We start from the raw sequence: 17,545 nt of genomic DNA on the forward strand, positions 1-17,545 counted from the left end.
GCGCATACATGTCGGCCATCGCAGGGTGCAGGATCGGCGCGGCTGCGCCATCTTGTGCAAGGGCATCCGTCAAGAACTCGATGCGCCGAATTGGTCGTATTCATCCTCGGGTTTCTGCTGACCACTAAGATCCTGAAACGCAGCGCTGCGGAATCGATCCTTCTAGCGATGAGCTGTGTGATCGCCAACAATGCCTTCTACGTGCTGCCCATAGCATTGCAGCTTTACGGGCCGGTTAGCGCACAGCCGTTTATCGCACAGCCGTTTATCGCGATTACGGCGCTTGATGCGCTGGTACGGCCTTTCGTCCAAAGCGTTGAAGACCCTGTAAAAGGACTTAGTTCATGTATCGCTGACATTTGTTGTTGGCATTCCCCGCACCTGAATTCCACGGCTGGACCCCATTAGAAATGAGGGAATCACCCTTCCACTTCCACATTCGAATCCAAAAAATCCGCTCAATGAAGTACGCCCCCCCATTCTCCATAAGAACTCTGAAATAGACCAGAATCGGAATATTTTTCATACGAATTGATGCGCCAACAAAATTAAGCGTGCCTGAGATTAAGTCAGATCATCAAGTCCTGTGATCCATGTCACAAAACACTGCGTACTTTTGGATAGGCGATCGGCTGTCGTAATATAGTAAGAGGTGTCAAAATCTACCTCGCCGTCGGGCCAAGGCATCAGCGTGCCATCGCGGACATCGCGCCCATTTATAGACCGCCAGCCCAGCGCCAGCCCGCGGCCATCTAGAACCGTCTGCGCCGCTTGCACGTAATTATTGAAGCTGGGACCGGCCAATCGTTTACGTGCGATTCCGCATTTCTTAAAATACGCTTCCCAACTGACCCAATGTTGATTGTGATGACTGCGCACGTGAATCAAAGGCGCCTCTTCCAATCCAACCCCATTTCTTTGCAGTTTCTCGATGAAGTCGGGCGTACCAACAGGACAAATGCGTTCTTCAAAAAGCTTGTGCGTTGTGCCCTCTGGCCATCCACCAGTGCCATAGCGTATGGCCACATCGATCCCTGGCGCAAGGGACGGCAGGTCCGTTGGCGGCGCTTGGACATTGACCGCAATATCAGGATACTGTGCGTAAAATCCGGACAGACGTGGCATCAACCAGTAAGTCGCCATTCCCAATGTACACGAAACCGTCACATGCTGATCACTCCCGCCGTTCATCGTTCGGATATCTTCTACAGCCGCCGAAATTTGGCCAAGCCCCTCACGAGTTGCCCGTGCCAAAATGTGTCCCGTATCTGTGAGACTTGCTGGTCGCGTTTTTCTGTCCAGTAAAGTTGCGCCAACATAGTCCTCCAAGGTGCGCAAGGACTGGCTGATGGCAGGTTGCGTCACATTCAAGGCAGCTGCGGCTTCACGCATCGAACCAAGCCGTGCGACCATTTCAAAGGTCGTCAACAATCTAAGGGGCGGCAAGTGATCCATAGCATAACCTCTGAGTTAACTTAACTGAATGCTATTCCGGCTATCCGAAAAACAAAAGTCATGACAAGCTTTCTTGGAAACAACTCTAAATCAGCGCCGAGAAATGCCATGAATATAATCGCTCCAGAACGGACATCTATCGCTTTGCAAAAAAACGGTCTTTGCGTGACCCTTTCAAACAACTCCAGTCAGTATTTCAATTACCACTGGTTGCGCGACAATTGCCCAAGTTCATTCAACGCCTCTACGCGCGAACGTAGCTTTGATATCTTTCACCTAGAAGCGGCACCGCGCGCAGCATCAGCGCACATCGAAGGCGACGTTCTCGTCATCGACTGGAGTGGCGAAGACCATATCACACGCTTTCCAATAGAATGGCTCAAAGCTTACAGTTCAAAAAAACCGCGTTACGATCCAGCAGATATGCAGCGCGAGGCATGGTATGCTGATCATTATGAAAACGTGCCGCGCTTCAGCCAGCCAGAGCTCAAATCAAATCCTCAAACACGTAAAGCTTGGATGGAAGCGATGCTGGTCCAAGGCTTTGTCATCCTCACCGACATGCCTGACACCGATGAGGCGTTGACAGAGACTGCCAACATGATCGGCACAGTGCGACCAACATTCTTTGGCGATTACTTCGATGTAAAAACCTATATCAACCCAACAAACTCTGCCTTCACCGCGGGGGCGCTCGAACTGCACACAGACACACCTGCTGAAGAGCATGCGCCAGGCATCCAATTTTTGCATTGCCGGGCCAACTCCGTCGACGGAGGTATGAGCATTTACGCGGATGGCGTGGCTGTCGCGAATGATTTTCGCCACCGCGACCCTGAGGGTTTCAAACTCCTCTCTGAAATTTCTGTGCCGTTCTATTGCGAGCATGACACATACGACATGCGCTCGCGTCAAACCGTCATAGAACTCGATGCGCATGGTGAAGTTTCTGGCCTGACAATCAGCCAGCATATGCTTGATATTATTGACTTACCTCAAGATTTACTCGACAAATATTACCCCGCATTCTGCCGCTTCGGGAAGATGCTACAAGAGGAAAAATACATGATGAGTTTCCTCATGAAAGCTGGAGAATGCATGGTCTTTGACAACCATCGCATCGTTCATGGTCGCGCTGCATATACCGCTTCGAGTGGCGAGCGGTATCTACGTGGCACCTATACTGACCGCGCAGAAATGCGTTCAAACTACCGTGCACTCGTCAGCGAAGGACGCTTCAAGTCATGAACCATCTGACCCCAAGCTCCTTTGAAGCAAGCCCGCCCGACCCGACTGTTTTGCGCCAAGACTTAGCAGCAGCTTTTCGAATTTGCCATCAGCTTGGGTGGAGTGAATCTGTGGGCAACCACTTCAGCGCAGCAACGTCTGAAGATGGCAAAAAATTCCTTTTGAACCCGCGTTGGCGTCATTTTGGAACCATTCAACCTTGCGATTTGCTGTATCTCGACAGCGACGATAAGACAGTTCTAAGCCGCAGCGACCCCCCCGATGCATCGGCTTGGTGCGTCCACGGAACACTTCACCGCAAACTGCCATCGGCCCGCGTTGTGCTCCACGCGCACTCTCCTTACGCCACAGCTCTTGCATGTTTAGCGGACCCCACGCTGGTGCCGGTCGATAACAACACAGCGCGTTTTTACGGTCGCACGGCCTATGATCTCGACTTCGGGGGCATTGCAGATGCAGACGAGGAAGGCGAACGTTTGGCCGCAGCCTTGGGTGAAAAATCCGTTTTGGTGATGGGCAACCACGGCGTGACGGTTGTTGGCGACACTGTAGCGGCAGCGTTTGAAGATTTATATTTCTTCGAAAAGGCAGCGCAGACTTTAATCCTCGCGCGGTCAACTGGAGCGCCTCTGGCTGTGCTCTCAGACGCCATAGCTCAAAACACAGCCGATGGCTGGCGTGATTATGCTGGCATGGCAGAGCACCATTTTGAGTTCTTAAAATCACAATTGCCGCCCCTAAAAAACTAACCACGTTCTCTTAAGTTAAGGCACTCACTACAAAAAAGATTTTGGCACACAGCGCGCTATTATCTTATTTGCTTTCGTCGCCCATGCGTCGCAAATGTACTGGATTTTTGACCTTCCGCTTCTATCGCAGGCTTTGCACTCCTAAGAATATACACTGATCACGCGCATTGCAGTCTCACAGGGCATTCCACTGAGGGTCGTGCTGCACCGCATTCAAGCCGCTCTTTATCCGACAGTCCACCGACACAGGCATCATCCCCTTTTGACCACTTCGATATAACCTAGGTATTCGCCCATGCGTGACATCACAGACATCCCCAAAATGGTAGAAGACCGCGAGGCTTATAAGACTCTCGAAGCTCCATTTTATACCGACGCAGACATTTTCAAACTTGATCTCGATGTCATCTTCAAAAAGCAATGGATTTTCGTGGCCGTTGAGCCGGAGCTTCCAGAGCCCGGCGACTGCATCACTGTTGAGGTGGGCGACACATCCGTTTTGCTTTTGCGTGGCGACGACGACGAAGTGCGCGGATTTCACAACGTGTGCCGCCATCGTGGCGCAAAATTAATCGACGAAGCATCAACCACCATTGGCAACATCGTGTGCCGCTATCATGGCTGGACCTACAGTGAAGATGGCGAGTTGATCCTTGCGGATCACATGGGTTCCGAATTCGACCGCACGTGCCACGGTTTGCGCTCAGTGCATGTGCGCTCCATTGCTGGCTTGTTGTTTATTTGTCTCGCCAAAGATCCCCCACAAGATATCGAAAAATTCGCTGAGGTGATGACACCCTACTTGGCCCCGCATGATATCGCCAATTGCAAAGTTGCCCATGTTTCCGACCTCGTTGAAGAGGGCAACTGGAAACTTGCCATGGAGAACAATCGTGAGTGCTACCACTGCGCAGGCAACCACCCGCAACTGACAGTACCACTTTCTGAATTTGGTTTCGGCTTCTCTCCTGATGAGATGGACGAGCGCCGTTCTGAAGAGGCAAATAAGTATGTGGAAGATATTGAAGAAAATCACGCACGTTGGGAAGCGTCAGGCCTTCCGTCGGCCGAGCAAGAGTTTTTATCAGATATAAGCGGTTTTCGCACAATGCGCTTGCCGCTTATGTGGGAAGGCGAGTCTCACACCGTTGACACAAAAATTGCCTCCAAGAAACTCCTCGGAGATTTTACAGACCCAAAACTTGGCGGATTGTCCTTTTGGACCTCAGCCAATTCTTGGCACCACCTTATGAGCGATCACATTGTGACCTTTTCAGTCCTACCATTGTCCTCAGACCGCACCCTCGTGCGCACAACGTGGCTTGTGAATAAAGATGCGATGGAAGGGGAGGATTACACTCTCGACAATCTCACACAGGTTTGGAAATATACCAACCAACAAGATGCCGACCTGGTGCGCATTGCGCAGCTTGGTGTCGCGCAATCTGGCTATCAGCAGGGACCCTATTCAAAGTTCACAGAGCCTCACGTAGAGTCCTTCGCTGCGTGGTACATTGCGCGGCTTGCTGACCACTTCGCTACCTCAAAACCCAAGGCTACAAAAGCATGACCAACGCCCCTCAAGAAATCCTAACCGAAGCCAGCGGCGTGCCGCTTTGGGATCCGGAAGTGGATGACATATTGGTCTGTCGTCAAGTGCGCCAAGAAACCCACGATGTGAAGACCTTTGTCTTTTCTGGCCGCGAACCACGCGATTTTCGCTTCTATCCAGGGCAGTTCATGACGTTTGAACTGCCTGTCGATGGGATGGTAACACGCAGTTATACGATGTCAGGATCTGCTGCACGACCTTATCGCGTCGAGATCACTGTGAAGCGCGTTCCAGGCGGGCCAGCGTCAAATTGGCTGCATGACAACATGCTTCCGGGCAAAGAAGTTTCCGTGTCGGGACCCGGCGGTGAATTTACCGCAGATGCCAATGCGGAAGAAAAGCTTTTGTTCATCTCTGCTGGCAGCGGTATCACCCCGATGATGTCCATGACGCGCACCGCTTGTGATTTGTCTGAGCCCCATGATTTGCATTTCGTGCACGCGGCACGTAGCCCAGCAGATCTCATCTTTCGCAGCGAACTGGAACTGCTCGCAAGTCAGAACCCTTCCCTTAAGGTCGCCCTAACCTGTGACACGACGTCAGCCAGCCACAGTTGGACTGGGTTCGTTGGCCGCCTTGAGTTACCAATGCTCGCGCTCATGTCACCGGATTTCATGGAGCGTAAAATTTTCTGCTGTGGACCTGCACGTTTTATGGAGGGCGTTCGCGGTATGCTCGAAAAGGCTGGCTATGACATGGGGCTTTATTATGAAGAGAGCTTCGATTTTGGTGCCGAAACCGCTGGCACATTTGAAGAGCCCGCCTCGGCCCCAGAGATCAGTGGAAATACCTTCCATGTCAATTTCACCAAAACCGGCCACACTGTTGAAGTCAGCCCAGGCATGACAATCCTATCCGCCGCTAAGCAGGCTGGTATCTTGCCAATGTCTTCTTGTCAGCGCGGCATTTGCGGCACCTGTAAGTCGCAATTGGTCTCCGGTGAAGTGGATATGCAACATGGTGGCGGCATTCGAAAACGCGAGATTGATCAAGGTAAAATCCTGATTTGCTGCTCAACTCCGCTGTCGAATGTTGAAGTTGAACTATAACTCTCTCGAGCCATTTTTTTGGATCTGACGACTGGACTGTCAACTGCACAGTGCCACCTTATGCCTCGCGCTTTGCCTCTCGCATTGTTTGCTTAAAACTGCCCCAAAAGAAAGCTGATCGATGACACGCTTCAATGCCTTAAATCTCGTCAAACACGCCTTTACGGGGCATAAAAACTGGACCGAGCAATGGCCAGACAGCCAGCCCAAGGACGAGTATGATGTGATCATCGTTGGCGCTGGCGGCCATGGTTTGGGCGCGGCGTATTATTTGGCGAAAGAACATGGTATCACCAATATTGCAGTCATTGACAAAGGCTGGCTTGGCGGCGGCAACACAGGACGTAACACGACGATTATTCGCTCGAATTACCTCTATGATGAGAGTGCGAAATTCTTCGACCACGCTTTAGATCTGTGGCAAGACTTGAGCCAAGAGCTGAACTACAACGTCATGTATTCCAATCGCGGCGTATTGATGCTCGCCCATAATGTGCATGACGTGCAAAGCTTCACGCGTCACGTACATGCCAATCGTCTCAATGGTGTCGATAACCAATGGCTAAGTACTGAAGAGTGTAAAGAGTTCTGCCCGCCTCTCAATACGGCCCCTGACGCGCGCTACCCTGTGATGGGCGGCGCTTTGCAAAAGCGTGCGGGTACAGCGCGCCACGATGCGGTGGCTTGGGGCTATGCACGCGGCGCAGCAGAGCGCGGCGTTGACATCATTCAAAACTGCGCAGTCACGGCCATTCGCCGTAATGCTGACGGTTCAGTTTCAGGCGTCGATACTGCGAAGGGCTTTATCAAGGCTAAGAAAGTTGGGGTCTGTGCCGCGGGCCATACCTCCGTTGTGATGCAAACAGCCGGCGTGCGCTTACCGCTCGAAAGCTATCCTTTGCAAGCGCTGGTGTCTGAGCCCGTAAAACCTGTTTTCCCATGCGTTGTCATGTCGAATGCTGTGCATGCATATTGCAGCCAATCTGACAAAGGCGAACTGGTGATAGGCTCTGGCACGGATCAATACACGTCCTATTCACAGCGCGGCGGGTTACCTCTTATTGAGCATACAGTTGCGGCGATCTCAGAGGTCTTCCCGATCTTTAACCGCATGCGGATGCTGCGCAAATGGGGCGGCATCGTCGACAACACACCCGACCGTTCACCTATTGTGGGCAAAACACCTGTGCCCAACCTATACGTAAACTGCGGCTGGGGCACCGGCGGGTTTAAAGCCACTCCAGGCGCGGCGCATGTCTTTGCGCACACCATCGCAAAAGACGAACCGCACCCCATCAACGCACCGTTTACGTTGGACCGCTTTCGCACGGGCCGTCTGATCGACGAAGCCGCCGCCGCCGCCGTGGCTCACTAAGGAAAGAGTTTGAAATGCTTTTAATTCACTGTCCTTACTGCAAGGAAACCTTGCCCGAAGTCGAATTTAGCTACGCTGGCGAGGCCCATATTGTGCGTCCCGATCGCCCTGCTGACCAAACCGATGAACAGTGGGAAGAGTTTTTATTTTTGCGCTCCAACGTCAAAGGGCCACATTTTGAACGCTGGCGCCACCTACATGGCTGCGGACGTTTTTTCAATGCTGTGCGCGATACGGTGACTGACCGCTTTCACGCGACCTACAAAGCCGGCGAGACGCGCCCTGACCTATCTGAGCTACTGAAAGATGAAACATGAACAAATATCGTGTCAAAGGACGAGGCCGCGTCGACACTTCAACACCTGTCACCTTCACGTTTGACGGTAAATCTTACACCGGTTTCAAAGGCGATACCGTCGCGTCCGCATTGCTGGCAAGTGGCACCCATCTCATGGGCCGTTCCTTTAAATACCACCGCCCGCGCGGCCCTGTTGCGGCAGGCTCTGAAGAGCCAAACGCACTCATTGGCACACGCCGCGGACCTGGCCGGTTTGAGCCGAACACCCGCGCAACTGTGCAAGAAATTTGGGATGGCCTTAAGACCACATCGCAGAACAAATTTCCCAGCTTGAAATGGGACGTAGGGGCCGTCAATGACGCCGCTTACATGATGTTCTCAGCTGGATTTTACTACAAAACCTTCATGTGGCCTCGTTCTTTTTGGGACAAAGTTTACGAGCCTTTCATTCGTGCTGCTGCCGGTCTTGGTGTGGCCCCAAGCGAAGAGGATCCAGACACATACGCCTCGCGCAACTTACACTGCGATGTTTTAATTGTAGGCGCAGGCCCCACAGGCATCGCCGCAGCACGCACGGCGGCCGGCAAAGGTCTGTCTGTTGTCTTGGTCGATGAGAATACGGAAATGGGCGGCACGCTTTTGTCTGAGCCAAACATGGATATCGACAACATCCCCGCATGGGATTGGCTTGCGGCTGAACTGGCCTCCCTCGAAGCTGCAGGTGTCAAAATGATGACCCGCACCACAGCGATCGGCTACTACCATCAGAACTTCATCGGCATGGTCGAGAAACTCACCGATCACTTGCCGAATTTGCCCGCAGATACGCCGCGCGAACGCATGTGGCACGTGCGTGCCAAACACGTCGTCTTGGCGCAAGGCGCTCTCGAAAAGCCGCTCATTTTCCACGGCAATGATCGTCCAGGTATTATGCTGGCAGGCTCTGCTCAAACCTACTTGAACCGCTACGGCGTCAAGGTTGGCACGGTTCCAGCTGTCGTCACAAGTCACGACAGCGCATGGTACGCCGCCTTCGATTTGCACGATGCCGGCGCCGCGGTGCAGGTCATCGTCGATACGCGCTCCAACGTGCCAGAGGCCTTAAGAGACGCAGCCAAATCTCGCAACATTTCGATCAAAATCAATCACACTGTGACAGCCACGAGCGGCCGTTTGCGCATCAAACGTGTCCGTATAAATCCCGTTACTGACGGCAATGTTGGGAGGGGGGAATGGATCAATTGTGACGCCCTCTTGATGTCTGGCGGCTGGACACCATCATTGCACTTGTTCTCACACACCAAGGGCAGCTTGGATTGGAATGATGACCTCTCAACATTTCTGCCCAAAGATACGCCAGAAGATTGCGTCATCGCAGGCGCCTCTCGCGGTCTCTGGGGTATTGAAACCGTGCTCGCAGATGGTGCAGCACGAGCGGCTGCCAGTCTAGCCAAGCTGGGCGTAAGTGCGGATCCACAGAGTTACACTGTGACGCATGACCGGACCGGCAGTGGCGAGACCATGCGCGAATTGCCAACAGACAAAAGTGCCGGCAAAGCCAAAGCCTTTGTCGATTACCAAAATGACGTCACCGCGAAAGATCTGCGTCTTGCGGTACGCGAAGGCATGCGGTCTATCGAGCACGTTAAACGTTACACAACCAACGGCATGGCGACGGACCAAGGCAAGATGTCGAACATCAATGGCCTCAATATTGCTGCAGACGCTTTGGGTAAAAAGCAACCTGAAGTGGGCCTCACCACCTTCCGTCCACCATACACACCAACAACCTTTGGCGCATTTGCAGGCTACCATCGCGGAGATCACTTCGAGGTTGAGCGCAAAACGCAAATCGACAGTTGGGCCAGCGAAGAAGGCGCGGTCTTTGAGCCGGTTGGTCAATGGCGCCGTGCACGCTACTTCCCACAAGCGGGCGAAGATATGGACGCCGCTGTGCGCCGAGAGTGCGCCGCAACGCGCGCAGGTGTTGGGATGTTTGACGCGTCAACTTTGGGTAAAGTCGAAGTCGTTGGTCCTGACGCCGTAGAATTCATGAACCGTATGTACACCAATCCGTGGACCAAACTTGCCAATGGCCGGTGCCGATACGGTTTGCTGCTCGGCGATGACGGTTACATCATCGACGATGGTGTCATCGGCCGCATGAGCCAAGACCGCTTCCATGTCACCACCACAACCGGCGGTGCAGCGCGCGTGCTCAACATGATGGAAGACTATTTGCAAACGGAGTGGCCAGACCTCAACGTTTGGCTTACGTCAACCACCGAGCAATGGTCCACAATCGCATTGAACGGCCCGAATGCAGCGAAATTATTGCAGCCCTTCGTTGAGGACACTTTGCTCACGGAAGACGTCTTCCCGCACATGTCTTGCAAAGAATGCACCGTTGCAGGTTTGCCAGCACGCTTGTTCCGCGTCAGCTTCACTGGCGAAATTGGCTTCGAGATCAATGTGCCCGCTCACTATGGGCGCACCCTTTGGGAGCAACTTTGGTCCGCAGGGCAAGACCTTGGCATCACCGCTTACGGCACGGAAACGATGCATGTTTTACGCGCTGAAAAAGGCTACATCATTATCGGTCAAGACACGGATGGCACGGTCACACCCTATGACTGCGCCATGGGTTGGGCTATCGGCAAAAAGAAACCGGACTTTGTTGGCATGCGCGGCCTTGCGCGGCCGGACTTGCAAGATCCTAACCGCAAGCAACTGGTTGGCCTGCTCACTGACGATCAGTCCAAATTAGAAGAAGGCGCACAAATTGTCTTCGATCCTGACCAGCCTATACCGATGACGATGGTAGGTCATGTGACCTCGTCCTATGACTGCGGCACAACGGATCGGCCCATCGCGATGGCTTTGGTTCAAGGCGGGCATGCGAAAATGGGCGAAAAAGTCTATATTCCGATGTCAGATCGCACGATTTCTGCGACAATCACTGAGACCGTCTTTGTCGATCCAGACAACAGCCGCCTTAAAATTCAGCCTCAGGTTTGATCGGAGACCAGACATGTCAAAACAGATCTCTTATCTCTCAGCCTCAACACTCATCGCCACACCAGAGGCTCAAATCACGATAGCAGCCCCTCGCGGTCGCTTGTCTTTGCGTTTACGCAAAGGCCTTACGGCTTGTGACAAAGCTCTTGGCGTGAAACTCCCCCGCACGATCGGCGCTCGCAGTGAAAAAAATGGCATCGAAGTGGTGTGCTTGGGACCCGATGAGTGGACTATTGTGACGGACCTCGATCGAGTCGCAGGCATCCAAAGTGCCCTCGCGTCCATCTACCCAGATCACCCTCACGCCTTGACGGATATTACACTCCGCGAGCTGAGCTTTGTTATCGCGGGTAAATCTGCCATGGAATTATTGACCATCGGTTGTGCCCGCGATCTCGCATCCTTTGAAATCGGCAGCGCACGGCGCATATTGTTTGATGTGGCTACAACAACGCTCTGGAGGGATGGCGAGAACACGTTTCGCTTGGACGTCTGGAACAGTTTCGTGCCGTTTATTGCCCAAACGCTCATAACTGGAACGAAAGAGATCACAGCTGAGCAAGCCGCTCGCGCGACGACAACTTAAAGGACACGAGATGTTTCTCTCCACTTTTGATGTTCTCAAGATCGGAATTGGACCTTCCTCATCGCACACGATGGGTCCCATGGTTGCGGCCGTCCGCTTCTTAGATGAGTTACACAACCGTAACCTCATCATCCCAGGCGCAGGGAAATTACATCGGCTCGGCGCCCGTTTGCACGGATCTTTGGCCTTCACAGGCAAAGGGCACGCAACGGATCGCGCAATCATTCTCGGTTTTTGCGGCTTCCTTCCAGAAACCCTTGATCCTGATGCTGCAGTGGAAATCGAAGCACAGGTGCGCCGCGAAAAGACTGTACACCCCGACGGACACAGCCCGCTTCGGTTTGATCCGGAAAGTGATCTCGTTTTTGACTGGGGCCCCCCCTTAGAAGGGCATGCCAACGGCTTAACTTTGAGCGCCTATGACACCGTTGGAAACCTATATCAAACCCGTACATTCTTCTCTATCGGTGGCGGCTTCATTCTGACTGCTGAGGAGTTGAAGGCAAGTAAAAATCCCCCCAAAGATCGCCGAGCTTCGCAAGCTTTCCCCTACCCGTTCAGCACAGCGCGCGAAATGCTCGATATGGGCGCGGCCTCTGGTAAAACCATCGCCCAAATGAAAGAGGCCAATGAGCGCGTTTTACACCCTGATACGCTCGACGCTAAACTCACGGTTCTCATAGATGCAATGAACGCCTGCATTGATCGCGGCCTGAGCATCGAAGGTATTTTGCCTGGCGGCCTGAATGTGAAACGCCGCGCCAAGGGAATTCATACCTCACTTCTGGCCGAACGAGGCTCCAATACTATGCCACCGCATATCATCAACGATTGGATAAGCGTTTACGCCATTGCCGTGAATGAAGAAAACGCGGCAGGTGGGCGTGTTGTAACTTCGCCGACCAATGGTGCAGCTGGTGTTATTCCAGCCGTGATGCGCTACTACCGCCAGCACTGCCTCGGAGCGACCGATGCAAAGGTGCATGAATTTTTACTGGTTGCTTCCGCCATCGGCGGATTAATAAAACACAACGCGTCTATTTCTGGCGCAGAAGTGGGCTGTCAAGGCGAAGTTGGCTCTGCCGCAGCAATGGCTGCTGCTGGGCTTTGCAGTGTCCTCGGCGGCACGAATGAACAAATTGAAAATGCCGCTGAGATCGCCTTGGAGCACCACTTAGGCATGAGCTGTGATCCTGCCGCCGGCTTGGTGCAAGTTCCTTGTATCGAACGCAACGCTCTTGGTGCTATCAAAGCGGTTTCCGCTGCCTCCCTCGCTCTGCGCGGTGACGGCCAACACTTCATGCCGCTCGACAATTGCATTCAAGTGATGCTTGAAACGGGCCTCGATATGAACGCTAAATATAAGGAGACATCCACTGGCGGCATTGCGGTGAACTTACCCGAATGCTGAGTGATCTCTTGTGTCGGAATTCTGTCGAAACTGTAACTTATGCAAGCGCGTTATCTGCCTCTTGTTTCTGTTGACGCAAAGATTGCGGCGTCCCGCCAAACTTTCTGCGGAACATACGACTTAAATGTGAGGAATCGCAAAATCCGCAATCCATTGCAATCTGCGCCACGGACTTAGAGGTTTTCTCAATCTTATGTTTGGCGAGGTCCAAACGCATATCCAAGTAGGCTGCTTGCGGCGATGTGTCCAAAGACAACCGAAAGTGCCGTTCAATCTGGCGCTTACTATTGCCCAAACGTATTGCGATATCTTGAACAGAGATGGGTGTATCAACATTTTGCTGCATCAATAAAAGCGCCCGCTGCACAATTGGATCACGTGTCTTCATATTCAAGGGTAGTCCCGGCTGAGGTTCATCCTGAGACAAAGCGTCATCGATGATCATGATGTGTAAACTTTTGCGCGCCTGCGCTTGCCCCACATGTTTATCAACCAAATACGCAGCCAAATGCGCCGAACTCGCGCCACCCGAACAGGTCAAACGATCCCGGTCTACAACAAAGATTTGATCTGAAACCGGATTCAAACCGTCAAATTGCTCTAAAAAATCCGAATGATGAAACCAGCTCACACAGCATTTATACCCTTTCAACAGCCCGATATCATGCAGTGAAAACGCACCAGAGCAAATGCCGATCAGCGGCACTTTAGCTTCAGCGGCGCGATGTAAATACCGCGATGCCGCTTGGCTCAGATTGGGGGCATCATCGAGCAAACCACCGACAACGACAATGTAATCAAAGCGCTTTGGATCACTCAACCGCTCTTTCGGCAACACCGTGATACCACAGCTCGACATCACTGGATCCATCGTATCTGAGAGCACGGTCCAATCACATAGAATTGGCCGGCTACGATCACCGTCATCTGCAGCAAGCCGCAAGACATCCACGAAGTTTGCGAAAGCGCACAGGGTAAATTGCCGCGCGAGAATGAACCCGACAGACAGGCGAGGCCCGCCCTTGGCTGGAGTGTTTGCGCGCCGCTGCGCCATGCGAGAAGATGTAGACTGCATAATATGACCCAACCCTGAGAACAGCATAGATAAGCTGTCGTAGCGTTCATCTGGAAGTGACGCAATCCTTCTATTTCTTGGCGCAAAAGAACCGCAGTATAATGGTAACAGAGTTGGTTTTTGCAAAAGAAATCAAGATCGAACTTCAAAGGATTTCCCGCTGTGGCAACATTTCCAAGCAAAGCCCGTGTCGTAATTGTTGGTTTGGGCGGTATCGTCGGTGCGTCCGTCGCGCACCATCTCGTCGAAAACGGCTGGGATGACATTGTCGGAATCGATAAATCCGGCATCCCTACGGATATCGGCTCCACAGCGCACGCCTCCGATTTTTGCTATGCGACCAGCCATGATCTGCTCTCGACTTGGACGACCATGTACTCCATGGATTTCTATGAAAAGATGGGAAATTACGCACGGATTGGCGGACTTGAAGTTGCACGTGTTGGCGATGATGAGCGTCTTGAAGAACTCAAGCGTCGCTGCGATTCTGGGCGCGCCTTTGGAACCAATGTGAAAATGATCACAGCCAGTGAGGCCAAGGAAAAGTTTCCACTTTTAGAAGAAGATCAAATCCAAGCCGCGATGTGGGACCCCGATGCAGGTTTGGTTATCCCGCGCTCGCAAACCGTTGCCGGCAAATTGGTTGATAACGCAGAAAAGTCTGGCAAACTTCAGTCTTTCGCCAATACACCGGCTCTAGAGCTCATCACCAAAGATGGCCGCGTGACAGGCGTTAAGACCTCTCGCGGTGACATCTACGCCGATCATGTTGTGGTCTGCGCAGGTATCTGGGGACGCTTGGTCGCAGATCTTGCCGGAGAGGATCTGCCTGTGATGCCAGTGGATCACCCGCTCACCTTCTTTGGTCCATACAACGAATTTGAAGGCACAGGCCTTGAAATTGGTCGTCCACTTTTGCGCGATCAGGGTAACTCTGCTTATTTGCGCGACACTGGCGACCCCACGACCAGCGAAGGTGGCCAAATCGAATGGGGCTATTACTACGAGGAAGATCCACGCCTTGTTCACCCGCGTGAAATTCTTGAAAAAGACAAGGCCCGCTTATCTCCGTCACAACGTGACCTTGAGCTTGAAGATGTCATCGAGCCACTTGAGCGCGCGATGGAGCTGACGCCTATTTTGGCTGAGTTGGGCTTCAACGAGAGTCATTCCTTCAACGGCCTGCTGCAAACCACCACCGATGGCGGGCCTTCCATGGGGGAAAGCCGCAAACTGCGTGGACTTTGGTATGCAGTTGCGATTTGGGTAAAAGACGGACCGGGTATGGGCAAGTTGATTGCCGATTGGATGACCAAGGGCCGCACCGATATTGATCACAACTCCATTGATTACGCGCGTTTCAGCGACTTCCAGCTCGAAGAACAATACATCTATGATCGGTGTTGGGAGACTGCGAAGAAGATTTACAATCCCCCCGTTCACTCACGTGAGCCGTTCTCCAAGTCGCGCGGTATACGCCGTTCGCCATTCTATGAACGCGAAGTGGAATTAGGTGGTCACTTTATGGAGCTGGGTGGCTGGGAGCGTGCGCATGGTTACGCAGCAAACAATCATCTGTTGGAAAAATATGCAGACCAAGTGCCGGTGCGCGAAGTCGAATGGGACAACCGCCACTTCTGGCGCGTGTCCAATGCGGAGCAGCTCGAAATGAGCAATGATTGCGGCCTCATCAATCTCTCCCACTTTCATATGACCGACATCTCTGGCCCCGATCACGTCGCGCTTATGGAATATCTTTGCGCGGCGAAAATCGGCGGCGACACCATGATTGGCAAGGGCATCTACACACATATGCTCGATGCGCAAGGCAATGTACGTGCGGACTTTACCGTCTTTCGTATGAATGATGTCTGCCGTCTCGTGAACGGTGCCGACGCAGGCCCGCGCGATTTGATGTATATGAAACGCATGGCCCAAGATCGCGGGCTCGACGTGACAATTACCGACGTCACGGAAGACTATACAACGATCGGCATTTGGGGGCCGAATGCACGTGCAAACCTCAAGAAAGTTGTTGACGATCCAAACATGTTGGACGTGGAGAACTTCCCTTTCGCTGCAATCAAAAACATCGAAATCGCTGGTAAAACAATCTCCGCGTTTCGCATTTCTTACGTGGGTGAGCAAGGCTGGGAACTGCACATGCGCTATGAAGACGGTCTCGCCGTTTGGGATGCGCTGCGCGATGCTGGCGTGATGGCAGTGGGTGTTGAGACCTATGCCAACTCGCGCCGTTTGGAGAAATCTTTGCGCTTACAGAACGCTGACTTGAACACTCAATACAACTTGTATGAAGCCAATTTGGCGCGCCCCAAGGTCAAAGAAGCTGACTTCCACGGCAAAGCAAAGCACCTTGAGTACCGCGAGCGTGCGCATCAACCGGCTACGCTATGCACGTTGGTCATGACGGACAACGTCGATAAAAACGGAGCGGCGCGCTACCCCAACACCACGATGCCTGTGCTCGATCCAAACACAAATGAAGTTCTTGTGGATACACTGGGTCGCCGATCCTACACCTCATCTGTCGCTTACGGTCCAACCATCGGGAAAAACATCGCGCTGGCGTATCTACCACATGAGTATTGCGAATTGGGCCGCATACTCCACGTGACTTATTTTGATGAAGTGTACACTGTTGAGGTCGCAGGGATCGGATATGCCCCCTTGTATGATCCAGAAAACATCAAACCCCGCAGCTAAGTGCATGTGCCCTCAACCTTGGACCGGTTTGATCTAAAGAATTCCAGCTTTGCTCTGATCGGCGGGCTGGTATCACCTTCTGATCTTACAAGCATGATTTGTGACTTATTTCCAATCGCGCTGTGGGGCCGTTCTTCGTTATAGTATCTGCGCCAAGTCACAAACTTTTCGACTGCAGCCCTGATCGTAGTAGTCGCCCAGAAGCACGTCTGCCGCAATGCGCGCATGACGACCATTGCCGTTCGGGAAGGGGTGAATTTGAACCACGCGATGATGAAACCGTGCTGCGGCCTCTAGCGGTACGTATGAGCTGGCTTTGCAGGATTTGTCTTGCCCCGTTTTAGTTCCGGTCTCTTTCGAGCAATGTTTTCTATGAAGGAGATATGGAATGGCAAAAAGATACACAGAAGAGTTCCGGCGTGACGCAGTGCAGATGGCGACGACCAGCGGCTTAACGCGGCCCCAGCTTTCATCGGATTTGGGTGTTGGGCTCTCGACGCTGAACAAATGGGTTCAACAGCACCAGCATAACGACCTGATGTCAGGACCACACGAAGACGTTGAAAAAGAGAACACCCGCCTTCGCAAAGAAATCCAACTCCTTCGCGAGGAGAGGAAGGTGCTAAAAAAGGCAGTGGGTGAGGTTCGCCTTTATTGACACCTGGAAAAAAGTTTGGCCCGTAGAGTTTCTCTGCCGTATCATGCATGTCACCTTTGAACGTAATCGGTACAGCGTGCCTGCCAGCTTTGCGAACCGCCCTGTCAGTCTTCGTGTTTACCCAGAACGGCTGGTTATTGTCGCTGAAGGGCAAACCGTCTGTGGGACTTAACTGCCGTTCGTTGCAACTGCATCAGTGTCCGCTTTAAGCGGCGATCTCAACTGGTCGACGCAACACACTGTGCGAACTTCTCTGCTGGCGTCTGATATTGCAAGGTCTTGCGATG

The 17,545-nt window shown here is 52.7% G+C and carries 15 protein-coding genes and 1 pseudogene; 12 read left to right on the forward strand and 4 right to left on the reverse strand.

Annotation, left to right across the window (positions count from 1 at the left end; translation table 11 throughout):
* The coding region (locus WNY38_RS17615) for a hypothetical protein (RefSeq protein WP_342858676.1) at positions 1 to 408 on the forward strand (408 nt) is incomplete at its 5' end.
* Positions 409 to 564: 156 nt separating this feature from the next.
* On the opposite strand, the gene WNY38_RS17620 is transcribed toward WNY38_RS17615, so the two are convergent.
* Positions 565 to 1,455 (reverse strand): LysR substrate-binding domain-containing protein, encoded by an 891-nt coding sequence (locus WNY38_RS17620; RefSeq protein WP_342858677.1) that lies wholly within the window; start codon positions 1,453 to 1,455, stop codon positions 565 to 567.
* Between the two features lie 108 nt (positions 1,456 to 1,563).
* Between WNY38_RS17620 and WNY38_RS17625 the strand changes: the two genes are divergently transcribed.
* From WNY38_RS17625 to WNY38_RS17665, 9 genes are all read left to right on the forward strand, one after another.
* Positions 1,564 to 2,703, forward strand: coding sequence for a TauD/TfdA family dioxygenase (locus tag WNY38_RS17625; RefSeq protein WP_342858678.1), 1,140 nt, complete (start codon positions 1,564 to 1,566; stop codon positions 2,701 to 2,703).
* The gene (locus WNY38_RS17630) at positions 2,700 to 3,452 is read left to right on the forward strand and encodes a class II aldolase/adducin family protein (protein ID WP_342858679.1); all 753 of its coding nucleotides are present in this window, start codon (positions 2,700 to 2,702) and stop codon (positions 3,450 to 3,452) included. Before WNY38_RS17625 ends, WNY38_RS17630 begins: the two co-directional genes overlap by 4 nt.
* 295 nt (positions 3,453 to 3,747) lie before the next feature.
* Positions 3,748 to 5,022, forward strand: coding sequence for an aromatic ring-hydroxylating dioxygenase subunit alpha (locus WNY38_RS17635; protein ID WP_342858680.1), 1,275 nt, complete (start codon positions 3,748 to 3,750; stop codon positions 5,020 to 5,022).
* On the forward strand, positions 5,019 to 6,113 hold the full coding sequence (locus WNY38_RS17640; protein ID WP_342858681.1) for a hybrid-cluster NAD(P)-dependent oxidoreductase: 1,095 nt from the start codon (positions 5,019 to 5,021) through the stop codon (positions 6,111 to 6,113). The genes WNY38_RS17635 and WNY38_RS17640 overlap by 4 nt, the downstream gene beginning before the upstream one ends.
* Before the next feature lie 121 nt (positions 6,114 to 6,234).
* A complete protein-coding gene (locus WNY38_RS17645; RefSeq protein WP_342858682.1) occupies positions 6,235 to 7,488 on the forward strand; it encodes a sarcosine oxidase subunit beta family protein in 1,254 nt (417 codons plus the stop codon).
* 14 nt (positions 7,489 to 7,502) lie between these two features.
* The gene (locus tag WNY38_RS17650) at positions 7,503 to 7,805 is read left to right on the forward strand and encodes a sarcosine oxidase subunit delta (protein ID WP_342858683.1); all 303 of its coding nucleotides are present in this window, start codon (positions 7,503 to 7,505) and stop codon (positions 7,803 to 7,805) included.
* On the forward strand, positions 7,802 to 10,804 hold the full coding sequence (locus WNY38_RS17655; protein ID WP_342858684.1) for a sarcosine oxidase subunit alpha: 3,003 nt from the start codon (positions 7,802 to 7,804) through the stop codon (positions 10,802 to 10,804). Before WNY38_RS17650 ends, WNY38_RS17655 begins: the two co-directional genes overlap by 4 nt.
* Positions 10,805 to 10,817: 13 nt before the next feature.
* On the forward strand, positions 10,818 to 11,390 hold the full coding sequence (locus WNY38_RS17660) for a sarcosine oxidase subunit gamma (RefSeq protein ID WP_342858685.1): 573 nt from the start codon (positions 10,818 to 10,820) through the stop codon (positions 11,388 to 11,390).
* 10 nt (positions 11,391 to 11,400) lie between these two features.
* On the forward strand, positions 11,401 to 12,801 hold the full coding sequence (locus tag WNY38_RS17665) for an L-serine ammonia-lyase (RefSeq protein ID WP_342858686.1): 1,401 nt from the start codon (positions 11,401 to 11,403) through the stop codon (positions 12,799 to 12,801).
* 37 nt (positions 12,802 to 12,838) lie between these two features.
* On the opposite strand, the gene WNY38_RS17670 is transcribed toward WNY38_RS17665, so the two are convergent.
* The gene (locus tag WNY38_RS17670) at positions 12,839 to 13,876 is read right to left on the reverse strand and encodes a GlxA family transcriptional regulator (protein WP_342858687.1); all 1,038 of its coding nucleotides are present in this window, start codon (positions 13,874 to 13,876) and stop codon (positions 12,839 to 12,841) included.
* A gap of 162 nt (positions 13,877 to 14,038) precedes the next feature.
* Here WNY38_RS17670 and WNY38_RS17675 point away from each other — a divergent pair, with 162 nt between their 5' ends.
* Entirely contained in the window at positions 14,039 to 16,600 is a 2,562-nt protein-coding gene (locus tag WNY38_RS17675; RefSeq protein WP_342858688.1) for an FAD-dependent oxidoreductase, read from the forward strand.
* Between the two features lie 59 nt (positions 16,601 to 16,659).
* On the opposite strand, the pseudogene WNY38_RS17680 reads toward WNY38_RS17675, so the two are convergent.
* Together WNY38_RS17680 and WNY38_RS17685 are read right to left on the reverse strand one after the other, a co-directional pair.
* A pseudogene (locus WNY38_RS17680) lies at positions 16,660 to 16,785 on the reverse strand (integrase core domain-containing protein); the annotation flags it as partial.
* Positions 16,739 to 17,005 carry a Fic family protein gene (locus tag WNY38_RS17685; protein ID WP_342858689.1) on the reverse strand — a complete coding sequence of 89 codons (267 nt, stop codon included), beginning with the start codon at positions 17,003 to 17,005 and terminating at the stop codon, positions 16,739 to 16,741. The pseudogene WNY38_RS17680 and the gene WNY38_RS17685, both read right to left, overlap by 47 nt.
* Here WNY38_RS17685 and WNY38_RS17690 point away from each other — a divergent pair.
* A complete protein-coding gene (locus tag WNY38_RS17690; protein ID WP_342858690.1) occupies positions 16,989 to 17,258 on the forward strand; it encodes a transposase in 270 nt (89 codons plus the stop codon). The two genes, WNY38_RS17685 and WNY38_RS17690, sit on opposite strands and share 17 nt — an antisense overlap.
* The last annotated feature ends 287 nt before the right edge of the window (positions 17,259 to 17,545 follow it).

Source organism: Pacificibacter sp. AS14, assembly GCF_038899935.1.
Classification (GTDB): domain Bacteria; phylum Pseudomonadota; class Alphaproteobacteria; order Rhodobacterales; family Rhodobacteraceae; genus Celeribacter.

Coding starts and splice junctions, on each gene's coding strand:
- WNY38_RS17640 (WP_342858681.1), top strand. CDS start 5,019: ATGACCAACGCCCCTCAAGAAATCCTAACCGAAGCCAGCGGCGTGCCG.
- WNY38_RS17620 (WP_342858677.1), bottom strand. CDS start 1,455: ATGGATCACTTGCCGCCCCTTAGATTGTTGACGACCTTTGAAATGGTC.
- WNY38_RS17665 (WP_342858686.1), top strand. CDS start 11,401: ATGTTTCTCTCCACTTTTGATGTTCTCAAGATCGGAATTGGACCTTCC.
- WNY38_RS17625 (WP_342858678.1), top strand. CDS start 1,564: ATGAATATAATCGCTCCAGAACGGACATCTATCGCTTTGCAAAAAAAC.
- WNY38_RS17690 (WP_342858690.1), top strand. CDS start 16,989: ATGGCAAAAAGATACACAGAAGAGTTCCGGCGTGACGCAGTGCAGATG.
- WNY38_RS17660 (WP_342858685.1), top strand. CDS start 10,818: ATGTCAAAACAGATCTCTTATCTCTCAGCCTCAACACTCATCGCCACA.
- WNY38_RS17645 (WP_342858682.1), top strand. CDS start 6,235: ATGACACGCTTCAATGCCTTAAATCTCGTCAAACACGCCTTTACGGGG.
- WNY38_RS17630 (WP_342858679.1), top strand. CDS start 2,700: ATGAACCATCTGACCCCAAGCTCCTTTGAAGCAAGCCCGCCCGACCCG.
- WNY38_RS17635 (WP_342858680.1), top strand. CDS start 3,748: ATGCGTGACATCACAGACATCCCCAAAATGGTAGAAGACCGCGAGGCT.
- WNY38_RS17650 (WP_342858683.1), top strand. CDS start 7,503: ATGCTTTTAATTCACTGTCCTTACTGCAAGGAAACCTTGCCCGAAGTC.
- WNY38_RS17670 (WP_342858687.1), bottom strand. CDS start 13,876: ATGCAGTCTACATCTTCTCGCATGGCGCAGCGGCGCGCAAACACTCCA.
- WNY38_RS17655 (WP_342858684.1), top strand. CDS start 7,802: ATGAACAAATATCGTGTCAAAGGACGAGGCCGCGTCGACACTTCAACA.